The 16,319-nt window shown below is 73.0% G+C and carries 15 protein-coding genes and 1 pseudogene; 6 read left to right on the top strand and 10 right to left on the bottom strand.

The annotated features are described in order from the left end of the window. Positions 1 to 22: 22 nt before the first annotated feature. The 5 genes from K3769_RS38940 to K3769_RS38960 form a co-directional block, all read right to left on the bottom strand. A complete protein-coding gene (locus K3769_RS38940) occupies positions 23 to 2,308 on the bottom strand; it encodes a M20/M25/M40 family metallo-hydrolase (protein WP_267030924.1) in 2,286 nt (761 codons plus the stop codon). Continuing rightward, positions 2,305 to 3,135, bottom strand: a complete 831-nt coding sequence (locus K3769_RS38945) for an SDR family NAD(P)-dependent oxidoreductase (protein ID WP_267030925.1) — start codon at positions 3,133 to 3,135, stop codon at positions 2,305 to 2,307. Before K3769_RS38945 ends, K3769_RS38940 begins: the two co-directional genes overlap by 4 nt. Further along, entirely contained in the window at positions 3,135 to 4,466 is a 1,332-nt protein-coding gene (locus K3769_RS38950; protein ID WP_267030926.1) for an MFS transporter, read from the bottom strand. The genes K3769_RS38945 and K3769_RS38950 overlap by 1 nt, the downstream gene beginning before the upstream one ends. Continuing rightward, positions 4,463 to 5,440, bottom strand: coding sequence for a polysaccharide deacetylase family protein (locus K3769_RS38955; RefSeq protein WP_267030927.1), 978 nt, complete (start codon positions 5,438 to 5,440; stop codon positions 4,463 to 4,465). The genes K3769_RS38950 and K3769_RS38955 overlap by 4 nt, the downstream gene beginning before the upstream one ends. Positions 5,441 to 5,523: 83 nt before the next feature. Beyond that, a complete protein-coding gene (locus K3769_RS38960; protein ID WP_267030928.1) occupies positions 5,524 to 6,534 on the bottom strand; it encodes an Lrp/AsnC family transcriptional regulator in 1,011 nt (336 codons plus the stop codon). Positions 6,535 to 6,804: 270 nt separating this feature from the next. On the opposite strand from K3769_RS38960, the gene K3769_RS38965 reads away from it, so the two are divergent. Continuing rightward, positions 6,805 to 7,716, top strand: a complete 912-nt coding sequence (locus tag K3769_RS38965; protein ID WP_267030929.1) for an NAD-dependent protein deacetylase — start codon at positions 6,805 to 6,807, stop codon at positions 7,714 to 7,716. A gap of 60 nt (positions 7,717 to 7,776) precedes the next feature. Here the strand turns inward: K3769_RS38965 and K3769_RS38970 are convergent, their stop codons facing one another. After that, entirely contained in the window at positions 7,777 to 8,679 is a 903-nt protein-coding gene (locus K3769_RS38970; protein ID WP_267030930.1) for a TIGR03619 family F420-dependent LLM class oxidoreductase, read from the bottom strand. 123 nt (positions 8,680 to 8,802) lie between these two features. Continuing rightward, positions 8,803 to 9,432, bottom strand: a complete 630-nt coding sequence (locus K3769_RS38975) for a TetR/AcrR family transcriptional regulator (RefSeq protein ID WP_267030931.1) — start codon at positions 9,430 to 9,432, stop codon at positions 8,803 to 8,805. 70 nt (positions 9,433 to 9,502) lie between these two features. Here K3769_RS38975 and K3769_RS38980 point away from each other — a divergent pair, with 70 nt between their 5' ends. Next, entirely contained in the window at positions 9,503 to 10,375 is an 873-nt protein-coding gene (locus K3769_RS38980) for a ketopantoate reductase family protein (protein ID WP_267030932.1), read from the top strand. Positions 10,376 to 10,403: 28 nt separating this feature from the next. Here the strand turns inward: K3769_RS38980 and K3769_RS38985 are convergent, their stop codons facing one another. The 3 genes and pseudogenes from K3769_RS38985 to K3769_RS38995 all read right to left on the bottom strand — a co-directional run bounded on the left by K3769_RS38985 (position 10,404) and on the right by K3769_RS38995 (position 11,917). Beyond that, complete coding sequence (locus K3769_RS38985) at positions 10,404 to 10,622, bottom strand: hypothetical protein (protein ID WP_267030933.1); 219 nt, start codon at positions 10,620 to 10,622, stop codon at positions 10,404 to 10,406. A 148-nt stretch (positions 10,623 to 10,770) separates the two neighbouring features. Beyond that, positions 10,771 to 11,406: pseudogene (locus tag K3769_RS38990) on the bottom strand (DUF305 domain-containing protein); the annotation flags it as partial. Positions 11,407 to 11,518: 112 nt separating this feature from the next. After that, positions 11,519 to 11,917 (bottom strand): DUF6153 family protein, encoded by a 399-nt coding sequence (locus K3769_RS38995; protein WP_267030934.1) that lies wholly within the window; start codon positions 11,915 to 11,917, stop codon positions 11,519 to 11,521. Positions 11,918 to 12,084: 167 nt separating this feature from the next. On the opposite strand from K3769_RS38995, the gene K3769_RS39000 reads away from it, so the two are divergent. From K3769_RS39000 to K3769_RS39015, 4 genes are read left to right on the top strand one after another with little or no spacing between them, the layout of a single operon-like run. Next, complete coding sequence (locus K3769_RS39000; RefSeq protein WP_267031738.1) at positions 12,085 to 12,789, top strand: SDR family NAD(P)-dependent oxidoreductase; 705 nt, start codon at positions 12,085 to 12,087, stop codon at positions 12,787 to 12,789. A gap of 44 nt (positions 12,790 to 12,833) precedes the next feature. Beyond that, entirely contained in the window at positions 12,834 to 14,027 is a 1,194-nt protein-coding gene (locus K3769_RS39005) for a lycopene cyclase family protein (RefSeq protein ID WP_267030935.1), read from the top strand. Beyond that, a complete protein-coding gene (locus K3769_RS39010; RefSeq protein ID WP_267030936.1) occupies positions 14,024 to 14,755 on the top strand; it encodes a class I SAM-dependent methyltransferase in 732 nt (243 codons plus the stop codon). The genes K3769_RS39005 and K3769_RS39010 overlap by 4 nt, the downstream gene beginning before the upstream one ends. After that, complete coding sequence (locus K3769_RS39015) at positions 14,752 to 16,305, top strand: FAD-dependent oxidoreductase (RefSeq protein ID WP_308216453.1); 1,554 nt, start codon at positions 14,752 to 14,754, stop codon at positions 16,303 to 16,305. Before K3769_RS39010 ends, K3769_RS39015 begins: the two co-directional genes overlap by 4 nt. Positions 16,306 to 16,319: the final 14 nt, after the last annotated feature.

A 16,319-nucleotide genomic window follows, 5' to 3' on the forward strand; every position in this document is an offset into this window, starting at 1 on the left:
GCGCGCGGCGTCGGTCTCGTAGTCATCCGGCGGCCAGCGACACCAGCACCGTGGCGGTCAGCGCGGAGCGGGCCACCATGCCGGACACCGAGGTGTTCTCCGAGCGGGCGTGCGCGCCCGAGCCGACCGCGCCGATGCCGTCCAGGACGGGCGTCCCCGCGGCCACGACGAAGTTGCCGTCGCTCGCCCCGCCGACGGACGCCTCCCGCAGATCCTCCCCGAGCAGCGCCGCGCACCGGCGGGCCAGCTCCGCGAGCGCCGCGACCTGTTCGGTCCGCTCGAAGACGGGCCGGTTCCAGTCCCCGCTTATCTCCACGCGGGTGCGCGGATCCACCGGGCGCAGGGCGGCGAGGGCATCGCTGATCCGCTGCTGCTCGGCCGCGGAGGCGACACGGATGTCGATGCGGCCGACGGCCCGCCCCGCGGTGACGTTGCTGCGGGTGCCGCCCTCCACCACGCCCACGTTGAGCGAGGTGCCCGCCTCCGGGGCACGCAGTTCCGCCAGGCGCAGGATCTGGTGGGCGAGTTCGTCCACCGCGCTCGCCCCGGCGGTGGGGTCGAGCCCGGCGTGGGCCTCGCTGCCGGTGACCGTGAGGGTGAAGAGTCCCACCCCCTTGCGTGCCGTCTTGATCGCGCCGTCGGCCGCCGCCTCGAAGACCATGGCGAGCCTGCTGCCGTGCGACTCGGCGACGATGGCCTCGTGGGAGGCGAGGCTGCCCGTCTCCTCGTCGCCGTTCAGCATCAGGGTGCAGGCGGGCCTGGGCAGGCCCAGGGCGTCGAGGGCGCGCAGGGCCCACACCGCCTGTACGAGACCGGCCTTCATGTCGAACACGCCGGGCCCGCTGATGTGGTCGCCGTCCCGCCGGAAGGGCCAGTCGTCGAGGGTGCCGGTCGGCCACACGGTGTCGTAGTGACCGAGGAGCAGGACCGGCCGGCCGTCCTCGGCGGACGCGTCCCGGCCCGGATAGCGGCGTACGAGGATGGCCCCGGCCCCGGCCCCTGCCCCCGTTCCCGTCCGGGGAAGGATCTCCTCGGCGTCCGGTGCGCCCAGGCGGCGGTCGAGCCAGTCGCGCAGCCAGCCGAGGCAGGCATCGAGGTCGTCCGGATCGTCGCTGGCACTGCCCTGGGACGTGTACGCGTCGAGGTCGGCGACCATCTCCTCACGGTGCTCGTCGAGCCAGCGCCGGACCGCCGCGGCCTGCTCCGCCGCGGGCGGCCGTCCGGGCATCGTGGACGGGGCGACGTGGCCGGACTCATGGGTCCCGCCGAGCACCGCCGGCCCGGCGAGACGGTCCAGCTCCGCCAGGCGCGACTCCGACATCCCGTCCGGGGCGCCCTCCAGGGAGCGCAGGCCCTCCATGACGGTGCGCAGCAGAGGTGTGGGCAGCCCTTCGCGGGCCGCGTGGCCGAAGACGTCGGCGTAGTGGGTGGTGACCTCGACGGGCCGGTGCCGTACGGCGAGGTCCCGCCAGATCCCGCTGCGGTCCTTCGCCTGCGTACGCAGCCACGCGCTCAGGCGGTCGAAGGCGGCGTCCCGTTCCGCCGGATCCGTACCCTGCCGGAACGGGAGGGGGTCGAAGGCGTCGAAGGCCTCCAGGGCGACGCCGAGCCGGTCGGACACGGCGAAGATCTCACCGGTCAGACCGGCCATGGCGGGGCGGTGCCGGTCGATGAGGTCGGCCATGGGGGCGTCGGCGAGGGCGGTGGCGGCGAGCATGGCACCGAAGCCGGCCTTGGCCCACAGATATCCCTCGACGTTGTCGCTGGCCACGGCCGGGCCCCAGCTCCGCAGGTCGGCCACCACCGCGCGGACGCGTGGGCTGACCGGGGCCCCGCCGGGTTCGCCGACGACCAGGGCCCCGGCGCCGCCGTCCAGGACGACACCCGGTTCGACGACGTCGGCGAAGATGTTCACGAACGCGGCGACGGTGCGGTGGGCGCCCACATGCTGCGCGATCAGACCCTCGTTGAAGCCGTTCTGCAGGGAGGTCACATAGCCGTCCGGCTCCAGGCGGGGCGCGATCCACGCCGCCGCCGCGCCGGTGGCCTGTGCCTTCACGGCCAGCAGGACCCGTCCGAGGGCGCCTTGGAACTCGTCCGGGGTGACGGCGTCGACCGCCACGCTCGTACGCGACTCGCCGTGCGCGACGACGAGTCCGCGGGCGCGGATCGCGGCCACATGGGCGGCATCGGTGTCGACGACCGTGACCGGGTGGCCGGCCCGCGCGAGGGCGAAGGCGAGCGTGCCGCCGATCGCGCCCCCGCCGACGATGGTGTAGGCGGCCCGTTGCGCGGAGGGGGTGGTCATGAGGGGAGTCCTTCCGTGGAGGCGGTGGCGCGATCGGCCGGGAGCGCCGGGTGCGGGGTGGCGCGGATGTCACCGGGCTGCCAGATGCGGGGCAGGTGCAGTGCGCCCGTACTGGACCCGCCGTCCACGCGCAGGATCTCTCCGGTGATCCAGGAGGCGTCCGGGCCCGCGATCCAGCACACCGCGCGGGCGATGTCCTCGGGGCTGCCCGGGCGGCCGAGCGGGTTGCCGCCGATGGCCGCGGCGTACTCGGCGGAGACGGGGTTGCAGTCGCTGGACACCTGGACGAACCCGGGGCTGACCGCGTTGACGCGGATGCCGTGCTCGCCCAGTTCGAGTGCGGCGGCCCGGGTGGCCATCTCCAGGGCGGCCTTGGACGTCGCGTACGGGCCGCCGCCGGGGCGGGCCCGCAGCGCGGAACCGGAGCTGATGTTGACGACCGCGCCGGGCCGCCCGGCAGCCATGGCGAGCCGTGCGAAGGCCGCGGTGGCGAGCACGGGAGCACGCAGGTTGACCGCGAACAGCCGGTCCCAGGCGTTGGCTTCGACCTCGGCCATGTCCAGGGACGGGTAGACCCCCGCCGCGTTGACCAGGACGTCCACGGGGCCGTTCGCCGCCCAGGCCGCCTCGACCAGGGCGGCGGGCGCGTCCGGGTCGGTGAGGTCCGCGGCGCGCGTCACCGCGCCGCCGCCCAGCCGTGCCGCGGTCAGGTCCAGCGCCTCTGGATCGCGGTCGGCGAGCGTGAGCAGGGCGCCCCGTGCGGCGAACTCCCCGGCGATCGCCCCGCCGATACCGCCCGCGGCACCGGTGACGAGCACGTGCGCCATCAGGCGAACTCCTTGTCCTTGGTCTCCGGCATCGTGAGGTAGACGACGAGGGAGATGAGCGCGGCGCCGGAGACGTAGATCCACAGCAGGTCGCTGTGGCCGTTCTCGTGCATCCAGGTGGTCAGATACGGCGCCGTGCCGCCGAAGAGCGCGACCGCCAGCGCGTACGGCAGGGCGATTCCGGTGGCGCGTACCTCCGCGGGGAACTGCTCGGCCATGATGACGGCGCAGTTGGCGGAGTAGCCGAGGATCAGCAGCATGCCGACGAGCTGGACCAGGAACAGGCTCAGGAAGCTGCCGCTGAGCAGGTGCAGCAGCGGCCAGGCGAGGACCACGAAGCCGCCGGCGAAGGCCGCCATGGTCGGCTTGCGGCCGATCCGGTCCGAGAGCAGCCCGACGAACGGCAGCGCGACGACGAAGACGACCAGACACAGCGTCTGCGACAGCAGGGCCGTCTTGAGCGGGATGCCGGTGGTCAGATTCGCGTACGTGGGCAGGTAGTTGACCCAGATGTAGTAGGTCAGGGTGCCCGCGATGGTGATGCCCGCGACGCGCAGGGTCGCGGCCGGGTGCTCCACGAACATCGTCTTGACGGGGTTGGTCCGGGTGCGGCCCGTGTCCTGTGCCTGGGTGAAGGACTCGGTGTCCTCGACCGTGACGCGCAGCCACAGTCCGACCAGGCCGAGCAGTCCGCCGAAGACGAACGCGGCGCGCCAGCCCCAGGAGTGCACGGCGTCGTCGCTGAGCGTCGAGGTGGTGAGGGTGCCCAGGAGCGAGGCGATGAGGACGCCGCCCGCGACCGACACCTGCTGCCACGACCCGGCGAACGCGCGCCTGCCGCGGGCCGCCGACTCCACGAGGAAGGCGGAGGACGAACCGAACTCGCCACCCGCGGAGAAGCCCTGCACGAGCCGGGCGAGGAGCAGGACCAGCGGCGAGAGGACGCCGATGGTGTCGTAGTTCGGGGTGATCGCGATCAGGAAGCCGGCGCCCGCCATCAGGGCGACCGTGAGGGTCATGCCCTTCTTACGGCCGTGCCGGTCGGCGTACGCGCCGAGGACCGCGGCACCGACCGGACGCATCACGAAACCGACGGCGAACACGGCGAGCGTGGACAGCAGGGCCACCGCGCCGTCGCCCTTGGGGAAGAACTCATCGGCGATGATCTTCGCGAAGATCGAGTACAGGGCCCAGTCGACCCATTCGACGGTGTTGCCGATGGTGCCGGCGACGATGGCCTTGCGCTGGGCGCTGCTCAGTCTGCCCGGGGCGGGGGAGCCGCCGCCCTTGGACAGGGGACCGGCGGGGGGCGTGGCGGGTCCGGTGGTCATGGCGTCTGCTCCGGGGCGTCGGGGACGGAACGGGCGGTCGAGCGGTTGTTTTCGGCCGGCACCCCGTTGTTCAGCACGGCGCGGGCCGCGTCGGCGAGCTGGGCGTGGGTGGCGTACCAGACGTCGGAGTGGGCGGCGATGTGGTCGAGGAGTTCACGCAGCGCCACCAGGCGCGAACGGTGGCCGATGACGTGCGGATGCAGGGTGAGCTGGAATACCCCGCCGTCGCGGTACGCGGCGTCGAATTCGTCGGTCCAGATCTCCAGCACGTCGCGCGGGCGGCTGTGCGGGCGGACGGAGCCGTAGCGGTCCATCGTGAAGTACGGGGCGTCGTCGCGGATCCAGTCCACGGGGATCTCGACCAGACCGGTGGGCCTGCCGTCGGCGACGATCTCGTAGGGCTCGTCGTCCGCCATCAGCGACGAGTCGTACGAGAAGCCCAGTTCGAGCATGATGTCGAGCGTCGAGTCGGAGAAGTCCCAGGACGGCGTGCGGATGCCGACGGGCCGCCGCCCGGTCAGCGTGTCGAGGGTGTCCAGGGCACGCGCGGTCAGCTCCCGCTCGTCGTCGCGGCCCAGCAGCATGTTGCGCTCGTGGATCCAGCCGTGCACGGCCAGTTCATGACCGTCGCGGGTGTAGGCGCGCGCCTCCTCGGGGTGGGCCAGGGCGGAGACCGCGGGCATGAAGAACGTCGCGGGCACGCCGTACCGGGCGAGGAGAGCGAGGATCCGGGGCGCGCCGACGCGGGCGCCGTACTCGCCCTGGGCGAGGCGGCCGGGGCTGGTCTCGCCGTCGCGCAGCGGGATCGTCTCGTGGTCGGAGTCGAAGGAGAGGGCGACCGCGACGCGGGCGCCGCCGGGCCAGCGGTCGGGGACCAGCCGGCGTCCGGCGCGCACGGCGTCGAGGTGGCCGCGCCAGGTCTGTTCGGTCCAGCGCCAGCTCTCCGCGGGCAGGCCGGAGTCGTCTGTGGGCATGGTGACTCCACGGGGGTCGGGGACAGGACGGGGAAAAGTGGGGGAGCGCGGCCGGAGCGGGCCGCGGGCGCGCGGGTGCCCGCTCAGGCGGCCGGGCGGACCATGCGGTGCCAGGAGTACTTCATGGTGACGAGGTGCAGGGTCACGTCGGAGGCCAGCAGGCCGGGCAGCGCCCCGATGACGTCGCTGGTGTAGCGGAAGAGGTCGGTGCGGCGGGGGAGCACCATGTGTCCGACGAGGTTGAAGCGGCCGGTCGCCGCGCCCAGGAACTTGGTTCCCGGATGTCCGGCGAGCTGCCGTCCCGCCGCGTCGAGCCGGTCGGGCTCGATCGACAGCCAGACCATGAACTCCGCGTCGTACCCGATCAGAGCCGGTTCGACGAGGGTGCGGAACTGGAGGATGCCGCGGGCGATGAGCCGGTCCATGGCCCGCGCGACGCTGGACTCCGTGTGCTCCAGACTCCTGGCCAGCGTGCTGACCGGGGTGCGGCCGTCCTCCTTGAGGGCCGCGACGACCGCCTGCTCCAGGGTGGTGAGCGCCTGCGGTGTCACGTCCCAGTCGGCCCGGTCGCAGGACGAGGCCAGGGAGTCGGGCCGCAGGTCGGCGGCTGCCTCGGCGGGCAGCAGTCCGGTGTCCCACATCGACGCCGAGGTGAACGCGCGGATGACCGGTACGGCCTCGGTGCTGGTGATGAGGTCGGCCGCGGGCAGATCGGTGAAGAGCATCCGCATCATCTCCTCGTTGTCGCGGGCGACGAAGTCGACGATCAGGTCGGCGGCGCCGGTGACCACAGCGACGAAACGCACATCCGGACTGGCGGTGAGCCGGTCCGCGACGTCAAGACCACGGCCGGGCCTGGCCTGCACCCGGACGAGCATGGAGGATCCCTCCCGCGTCCGGTCCAGTTCCAGGGTGCCGACCACGCGCAGCAGCCCGCGTTCGCGCAGGGCCCGGTAGCGTCGCTGGGCGGTCGTCTCGCTGGCGTCCACCCACCGCGCCACCGCGCTCCACGGGGCACGTCCGTTGAGCTGGAGCGCGGCGATGATGCGCCGGTCCAGCTCGTCGACGGTGTCCACGGGGGCTCGGTGGTTCATGGCGCCGACGCTAATGAGCACCGAGGCCGCCGTCAATGAAGGAATCCTGCATCACCCCAGCTCAGAGCCGTGCCATCCAGCACTCGGAGGGTTACGGAGACGTAAAGGACGCAGTTGGGGCCCGTGCCCCCACATGGCTGGAAGGTGACGGATTACGCCACCGTGTGTCTGAAAAAGTTCACCGGCGGGATACGTGCGCGGACCGTCGCTGCCGCCGGCGCCTTTCCGGCGGCCGAACGGAAGAGGACGGAGGTTGCCTACTCTGGTGGCATGCGCATGCGCCCCACTCTGAGCTGGACCCCGACCGAAGACCTGCCGCCCGGCACCACGGATCCGCTACCGGTCGCCGACGCGCTGCGCTTCGGCGGTGTGCTGCTACTCAGCGGAGCGGGCCTGTCCACGGAGTCGGGCATCCCCGACTACCGGGGCGAGGGCGGGAGCCTGAGCCGGCACACCCCGATGACCTACCAGGACTTCGTCGGCGGCGAACAGGCGCGGCGCAGGTACTGGGCGCGCAGCCACCTCGGCTGGCGTACCTTCGGCCGTGCCCGCCCCAATGCCGGGCACCGGGCCGTCGCCGCCTTCGCGCGGCACGGCCTGCTCACGGGCGTGATCACGCAGAACGTCGACGGCCTGCACCAGGCCGCGGGCACCGAGGGCGTCGTGGAGCTGCACGGGAGTCTGGAAAGGGTCGTCTGTCTGTCCTGCGGCGCCTTCGGCCCGCGCCGCGAACTCGCCCGCCGGCTGGAGGAGGCGAACGAGGGCTTCGCACCGGTGGCCGCGGCGATCAACCCCGACGGTGACGCCGACCTCTCCGATGAGCAGGTCGGGGACTTCCGCGTGGTGCCCTGCACGCTCTGCGGCGGCATCCTCAAGCCGGACGTGGTGTTCTTCGGCGAAGCCGTGCCTGCCGCCCGGGTCGAGCACTGCCGCGAACTGGTCCGCGCGGCGAACTGCCTGCTCGTCCTCGGCTCCTCCCTGACGGTGATGTCCGGGCTCCGCTTCGTCCGCCAGGCGGCGCAGGAGGGGAAGCCGGTGCTGATCGTCAACCGGGACGCGACCCGCGGTGACGTGCACGCCGTCACCCGGGTCGCCCTTCCCCTGGGGGCGACGCTGACCACCGTGGCCGACGGGCTGGGCATCCCGGTCGAGGGCGGGGCGGCGGCCGGAACCGGGCAGTGACCGCGCCGTTCCGGTACGGGTGATGCCGTGTCCCCGCGGGTACGGGGACACGGGCCCGGCTCAGCCCCGGTTCACCCGGACGAGGATGTCGGTGGCCAGCTCGATCGAGTCCTCGACCGTGTCGGCGGTGTAGAGGGAGTCGATCATGAAGTGGGCGATTCCGGTGCGCTCGTGCACCGACTTGAGGGTGTCGACGACGGCCGAGGGCGCGGTACCGGCGTCGATGTTGACGCGCAGGACCGTGCCGATGTCCGCCGGGTCACGGCCGGCCTCGCGGGCCTGGCCGTCGATGAGGGCGCGCTGCGCGACGAGCCCGTCGATGTCGACGTAGCTGGGCACCACGCACAGCGGCAGCCAGCCGTCCCCGCGCAGGGCGACCCTGCGCAGCGCGCGCTCGGACATCGCTCCGAGGTAGATCGGCGGACGCGGGCTCTGGTGGGGCTTGAGCGGTGAGTGGTGCAGGGGCACGGTGAGGTGGGTGCCCTTGTACTCGGCCGGGTCGGTGGTCCATATGGTGTCGAGGACGTCGAGCAGCTCCTCCATCCGCGCGCCGCGCCGGTGGAAGTCCAGGCCGGCCGCCTCGTACTCCTCGGGGGACCAGCCGATGCCGAACCCGGGCAGCAGACGTCCTTCGCTCACCAGGTCGAGGGTGGTCAGGGAGCGGGCGAGCTGGACCGGCGGGTACAGCGGCGCGATCAGTACGTGCATACCCAGCTGGACGCGTTCGGTGACGCTCGCCGCCGCGCCCAGCAGGACGAACGGGTCGGCGGCCGGGTTGAGTTCGGCCGGGATGGTGTCGCCCTGACCGCCGTAGCCGACCTTCGGGGACACCGCGGCCAGGTTGCGGTCGCCGACCCACAGGCTCGCGGCGCCTGCCTGCTCGGCCTCACGGGCGAACAGGGCGATGCGGGAGATGCCGAAGGCCTGCTTGTGGAACTGCGGAAGTGCGAAGCCGATCTTCATGTTCGTTCTTTTCCTTGCTGGGACACGGTCGGACGGCCGGCTGGTCACCGCCGGACGCCCGTCGCCAAGTCGGCGCACACACAAGGTAGTTGTGGGTGCAACCAGCGAACTGAAGGCGCGCCGTCACATCCGGGTCGCAGGCGCGCTCAGCGCCGCCGTCAGGAACGTGAGCGCCCAGCGCCGGGCCGCCTCGCCCGCCTCCGGGGGTGCGCAGCCGGGGGAGGGCCGCTGGTCGAGCTGGAGACGGTCGACGGCCGTGACGGCGAGGATTCCCCGCATCCGGAACGCCAGCTCTTCCTGGGAAAGGCCGGGCAGTACGCGCGCGAAGGCCGCGAAGTAGCGCTCGCGGACCGAGTCCTCGGCGGGGCCGGTCCAGCTGCGGGCCTCGTCGGCCGGGTCGCTGAGGATCGTCATGATCAGGCGGGACGTCCGGGTGCCGCCCTCGTCGCCGGCCGGCATCTCGTCGAACAGCGGTCCCGCGAAGGCCTCCACCAGATCGCCGACCGCCGGGTCGGGGGTGCGGGCGAGCAGTGCGTCGAGCCCGGCGCACTGGGCGGCGGTGATGGGCTCGATCGCCCGGCGGACGACCGCGGCCATCAGCTCCGCCTTCGAGCCGAAGTGGTAACCGACGGCGGCCAGGTTCGCTCCGGCGAGCGTGGTGATCGCGCGGACCGAGGTGCCGCGGTAACCGTTCTCGGCGAAGAGGTGCCCGGCCGCGTCGAGGAGCTGGGTGCGGGTGTCTGGGGTTGCCACACGACGGACTCTACATATGTTTGAATGAAACGAACGTATGACTGAAACGAACGTGTGAAAGAGAGCTGTCATGAAACTGCTCGTGTACGGCGCCGGAGTGTGCGGCACCCAGTTCGCCGCCCGGATGTACGAGGCCGGTCACGACGTCTCGCTGCTCGCCCGGGGCGAGCGCCTGGCCGCCCTGCGTCGGCACGGCGTGCAACTCGCCGAGCAGGACGGCCCGACTGTCACACGGATACCCGTACCGGTGGTCGGGCAGCCGGACGACGGGTACGACCTGATCGCCGTCGTCGTCCGCAGCCACCAGGTGGACGCGGTACTGGAGTCACTTGCCCGGGTCGAGGGCGACGTGCTGTTCCTCCACGGCTGGGCGGCCGGAGCGCACCCGCTGGGCGAGGTCATCGGCCCTGAGCGGGTGCTGCTCGGCTTCCCCGCGGCGGGCGGCACGATGGACGGCGACGTGGTGCGTTACCGCAGGACCAACTTCCTGACCCGGCGGGTCGCGATGCCGATCGGCGAGCCCGACGGGCGCACCACCCCCCGACTGGAACGGATCGTGGAGACGTTTCGCACCGCCGGGTTCAACGCCGAGGCCGAACCGCGGATGGATGCCTGGCTCAGGACGCACGCCGCCTTCGCGGTCCCGCTCGGCCAAGCGGTGCACGCGGCGGGCGGACCGGTGCGGCTGGCCGGCGATCCCGAGGCGGTCCGCGGCATGGTCCACACCATACGGCGCAACCTCGATGCCATGGCGACGCCGCCGGTACCTCGCGCGTTCGCCGCCTTGCGGACTCTGCCACAGGGGCTGCTCGTGGCCCTGTTCCGGCGCTTCCTGCGGAGCCCGACGGCCGTGCACAGCGGACTCAGCGACGCCTCGCCCGCCACGGTGGCCGAACTGGACCTCCTGGCCGAACAGTTCCGTGCGGGCGCGGTGGCCCGCTGAGCTTGTCAGCCGTCAGCGAGGGGCGGGATCACTCGTCCCGTGATGTCGTCTTCGGGTCCTTGTGGGCGGCGGTCCGCTCCTCCTCCGCCTCGTCGTCGGTACGGTCCGCCGGGTCCGTGGGCTCGCTGTCCCACGCGACGGGAGGTGTCGGCACCGGGACGGTCTGCGGTTCGTCGGAACCGGGACGGACGCTCGGCTGGGATCCGGGCGCGTGGTGCGTGTGCGAGTCGTCATCGTGGTTTGTCATACATCCCAGGTTCCCGCTGTTCACATTCGAAACGCCCGCGGGCCGGGTGAGCGACGGGCGGGCCGGCGCCGACACCGTCGAGCGGGTCAGCCGTCCGACGCCGCTGGTCGCGTGGGGTGGATCGGCAGGTCACCCCGCACGAAGACGCCCTGCCGAGGAGCGTGTTCATCCGGTCGATCTCGGTGCTCTGCGCGGTGACGATCCGACCGGCCAGCCGCACGGCGGCGACGGACGCGCCGTCGGCCTGCTCGGTCCTCGCCATCGTCACCGCACCCTCGTGATGCTTGATCATCAACTTGAGGAAGGCGGTGTCGAAGGCCTTACCCGAAGCGTTCTCGAGTCCGGTCATCTCCTCGTCCGTCATCATCGAGCCCATGTCGTGCGCGGAGTGGTCCATGCCGCCCTCGGCGGGCACGTCCTCACCCCAGGACGTGAGCCAACCGGACAACGTCCTGATCTCCGGCCCCTGGGCCTTCTTGATGGCTGCGGCGAGTTCGCTCACCTCGGCCGACCGCGCCCGCCCCTCGGCGAGTTCGGCCATCTCCACGGCCTGGCGGTGATGGGGAATCATCCCCTGGGCGAAGGTCACGTCGGCCGCGTTGTGCTTCCCGGACGCCGCCGCCGCCGACGATGCGGAGGCGGATGCGGACCCCGAACCGGAGCCGGCGCCGTGGCCGTCGTGCCCGGACGTGCCGTCGCCACCACAGGCGGCCAGGACGAGGGCCGCGGCACTCGCGACCGTGACGGCGGCCGTGCGGCGGACAAGTGAACGCTTGCAGATCATGAGGGTGCAACTCCTTGACGCGCGCCCGTGCGAGGGCACGCGAGGTCACGGACAGTGAGAGCGAGCGCGAGAACGGCACCGAGCACAGGTGTGCCGGTGCCGTGCGGGGGCTCTATATCCGTAGGAGCTGCAGTTCGGACAGATCGGGCGGGGCCCGGCCCGCATGGGTCCAGCCGGTGACCGCCACGACGGGGAAAGCGGCGGCGGGTACGTCAAGGACCGCGTCGGCCAGCGCCGGCGGGGTGTACGCCGCACTCGTACCGGCCGCCGCACAGGTGCCGTCCGCGTGAGCGAGGTGACCCGACCCGCCGTCGGTGTGCGAGCAACCCGCGTCCGCGTGCGGCACGTCGTCCGCAGCGGCCACCACCATCGCGTGACCGGTCTCCGCTGCCGAGACCCCGCCGGGTGCCAGCGCGTGCATGCCCAGCACACCGGCCAGCACCGCCAGGACCAGCAGAACGAACAACCGCCCGGCGGGGCGGCGGCCTGCTCGGCGGGCGGGTGCGGTCATGCGCTCATCGTAGGGGCACCGCCCGCCGGTGCTGGTACCGGGACGGGTGGTGCGGTTGACTTCGATTGGTCGCCGCGCGGCGCATCCGTCGGCGGCCGGTTCGCGGAACCACTGGTGTGGGAAGGGGCGCGGTCGCGCCCGCACGTGATCGGGAGTGAGACGTGGACATGAACGGCGCGCGGGTGCTGGTGGCCGGAGCCACCGGTGCCCTCGGCGGCGCGCTCACCGCGGAGCTTGTCGGCCGTGGCGCGCGTCCGGCGCTCGCGGGACGGGACCAGGCCCGACTCGCCCGCGCCGCCCGGGCCTGCCGGGGCGCCCCGACCGTCCTGTTCGACGCGTACGCACCGGATTCCTGCGCTCGTGCCGTGACCCGTGCCGCGGAGGCCCTGGGCGGGCTGGACGCCGTCGTGACGGTGTTCGGAACGGTCGCCTTCGGAGAGGCGACGGCGGTCGGTGACGAGGTCGCCGAGCACGTGATGACGGTCAACGCACTGGCACCCGCGGCCTTCTTCCGTGCCGCGCTGGCCACCATGGAACCGGGCTCCATGATCGTCGCGTTCACCGGCGTGGTCGCCGAACGTCCGCAGCCGGGGATGGCCGACTACAGCGCGTCGAAGGCCGCGTTGCGTGCCTGGCTCGATGCCGTGCGCCGCGAGGCACGAACCGCGGGCATCCGCGTCCTGGAGGTCCGGCCCGCCCACCTGGACACCGGCTTCGCCGACCGCGCCGTCGTGGGCACGGCCCCACCGCTGCCCGCGGGCGGCGATCCGCGCGCCGTCGTCGGAGCCGTCGCGGACGCGATGGCCTTGGACGCCGAGTTGCTGCGCACGGCAGCCGACGGAACACCGGTCGTCGAACGGCGCGCCCGGTGACCCGGGGCTCCGGCGCTCCGGACGACGTGTCTGACGTGTCTGACGTGTCTGACGTGATCATCGTGGGCGGCGGCGCGTCCGGCCTCAGCCTCGCGCAGCGCCTGGTCGCGAACGGTTCACCGACGGTGACCCTGGTGGAGGCGCCCGACGGTCCTCTGCGCCCGCCCGAGCGGACCTGGTGCTACTGGGACGCGGACACCGATGAGCTCGACGAAGCGGTCGGCGCGTCCTGGTCGCGGCTGCGCATCCACGACGCCGACGGCGGCGTGATCACCGTCGATCCGTCCCCGCTGCGCTACCGCATGCTCCGCTCCACGGCCTACGAGCACTGGGTGCACTCCAGGCTGGCCGGCTCGCCCGCCGCGCGCGTCGTGCGCGCGACGGTGGACGCGGTGCGCGACACCCCCGGCGGAGCGGCCGTCGAATGCACGGCGCCCGACGGCCGCACGCTGACACTCCACGCCCGCCACGTGTTCGACTCCCGCCCCCTGCCGGCCCTGCCCCCGGCCCGGACGCACCTGCTCCAGCACTTCCGCGGCTGGTTCGTGCGCACGGACACCGACCGGTTCGATCCGGCGGTCGCGGACCTGATGGACTTCCGGGTGCCGCAGCCGCGCCACGGCCTCGCCTTCGGCTACGTACTGCCGCTCGCGCCCGGCCACGCGCTCGTCGAGTACACCGAGTTCTCCCGGGCCCCGCTGACCCGTGCGGCGTACGAGTCGGCGCTCGGACACTACTGCCGGGAGATCCTCAAGCTCGGCGCGTTCACCGTCGAGACGGCGGAGCAGGGGGTCATCCCCATGACCGACGCGCGCTTCCCGCGCCGGATCGGCCCGGCCGTCTCCCGGATCGGGACCGCCGGCGGCGCCACCCGCCCGGCGACCGGCTACACGTTCGCCGCCGTGCAGCGGCAGAGCCTGGCCATCGCCGCCGCCCTGCGCGACGGCCGCGCCCTCGCGCCCCGGCCGCACGCGCGGCGCGTACTGGCCATGGACGCGATCCTGCTGCGCGCTCTGGACACCGGGCGCATCGACGGCCCCGGCTTCTTCACCGGTCTGTTCCGCCGCGTACCGCCGGAGCGGCTGCTGCGTTTCCTGGACGGACGCACCTCGCTCCGCGAGGAGTGGGGTATCGGCCTGCGCACCCCCGTGGGCCCCATGCTGCGGACCGCCGTCGAACTCCCCTTCCTGCCGCGCCGTACCCACCCGGTCCCACGAATCAAAGAGAGCCACCGATGACCCTGTTGCGTGACCACGACCTGGCACTCGCCTTCGACCACGCCTCGCACTCCTACGACCGGCTCACGGCCCTCAACCCCGGATACCGCACCGATCTGCTGCGTTCGGCGCGACGGCTGCGGCTGCCCCGGGGCGGCGCCGGTCTGCACATTCTCGACCTGGGATGCGGAACGGGAGCCTCCACCCGGGCGCTGCTCAAGGCCGCGCCCGCTGCCCGTATCACGGCGGTCGACGCGTCGTCCGGCATGCTGACCCGCGCGCAGTCCAAACCCTGGCCCGCCCGCGTGCGCTTCCAGCACATGACGGCCGAAGCGCTGGCCGCCGCGGACGAGGGGCCCTACGACGCGGTGTTCGCCGCCTATCTCCTGCGCAACGTCACCGACCCGGACGGCGTCCTCAAGACCGTTCGGACCCTGCTGCGGCCGGGCGGCCGGCTCGCCGTCCACGAGTACAGCCTCAGCGGTTCCGCCGCCCACCGGGCCCTGTGGACCGCTGTCTGCCGCGGCGTGATCATCCCTGCGGGCACGTTCAGCGGCGACCGCGACCTGTACCGCCACCTGTGGCGCAGCGTCCTCGACTTCGACACGGTTCCCGCCTTCGGCGACCGGCTGCGGAGCGCCGGGTTCTCGGCCGTACGCGCCCTGCCCGTGGCCGGCTGGCAGACCGGGATCGTGCACACCTTCCTGGCCCGCGAGGGCTCGGCCGCCACGGCGGAGAACGCACGGTGAACGGCCCGCGACGTGCCGTCCGGCGGGGCCGGGACCGCAAGGCCGAGGTCGTACTGCCTGCGCCCGGCCTGACACGGTTCCCCTCCGCGGACACCCCGCGTGTGGCCGTGATCGGTGGCGGGATCGCGGGCCTCGCCGCGGCCACCCTCCTGGCCGAACGAGGTGCCCGAGTGACCCTCTACGAAGGGGAGGAGTCGCTCGGCGGCCGGCTCGCCGGCTGGCCCACCCGGCTGGCCGACGGCGGCGAGGCGACCATGAGCCGGGGCTTCCACGCGTTCTTCCGCCAGTACTACAACCTCCGCGGCCTGCTGCGGCGAACGGATCCCCACCTCGAACGCCTCCGGCAGGTGCCCGACTACCCGCTGCGGCACAGCGGCGGACTGACCGACAGCTTCGCCCGCGTACCGCGCACCCCGCCGTTCAGCGCCCTCGGGTTCGTCGCCCTGAGCCCCACGTTCGGCTGGCGCGACCTCGCCGCGATGGACCCCAGAGCCGCACTGCCCCTCCTCGACGTCCGCGTACCCGAGGTCTACGAGCGCTTCGACTCGATCAGCGCGACCCACTTCCTCGAACGTGTCCGCTTCCCCGAGGCCGCGCACCACCTGGCGTTCGAGGTGTTCTCCCGCAGCTTCTTCGCCGACCCCCGTGAACTGTCCGCGGCGGAACTGCTGCTGATGTTCCACATCTACTTCCTCGGTTCGTCCGAGGGCCTGCTCTTCGACGTACCGACCGCTCCCTTTCCCCAGGCGCTGTGGGACCCCCTCGGCGCCTACCTCCAGCGCCTCGGGACGCGGGTCCGCACCGGCACACCGGTGCGCGCCGTCCACCCGCGCGACGACGGGGGAGTGGACGTGCGGACGGACGGCGCCGAGGACCGTCACGACGCGACCGTCCTCGCCCTCGACGTCGGTGCCCTGCGAAGCCTTGTCGCGGCGTCACCCGGTCTTGGCACCGCCGCCTGGCGCGACGACATCGCCGGCCTGCGCACCGCACCCCGGTTCCTCGTCTCCCGGCTCTGGCTGGACCGCCCGGTCCGCGCCGACCGTGCCGCGTTCCTCGGCACCAGCGGCTACGACGGCCTCGACAACATCAGCGTCCTGGACCGCTACGAGGAAGAGGCCGCCCGGTGGTCGGCCCGCGTCGGCGGCGCGGTGGTGGAACTGCACGCCTACGCCGTTCCCGACGGCGCGCGCCCCGAAGCCGTACAGGACCGCCTCGTCGACCGCCTGCACGAGGTGTATCCGGAGACCCGCGGGGCGCGGATCCTGGACGCCCGGCACGAATGGCGCGCCGACTGCCCGCTCTTCCCGGTCGGCTCCTACACCCGGCGGCCCACCGTCACCACCGCGCACCCGCAGGTCACGCTCGCCGGTGACGCGATCCGCTGCGACCTGCCCGTGGCCCTCATGGAACGCGCCGCGACGACCGGCTTCCTGGCGGCCAACGCGCTGCTGGCCGGCTGGGGAGTCCGGGGCCAGGTCCTGTGGACGGTGCCCCGGGCGGGCCGTTCGCCCGTACTGAGAGCACTCGGCGCGGTAGGGGGCCGCTGAGCCCCGCCCGCGCC

Origin of the sequence: Streptomyces ortus, from assembly GCF_026341275.1 — a bacterium.
Taxonomy (GTDB): domain Bacteria; phylum Actinomycetota; class Actinomycetes; order Streptomycetales; family Streptomycetaceae; genus Streptomyces; species Streptomyces ortus.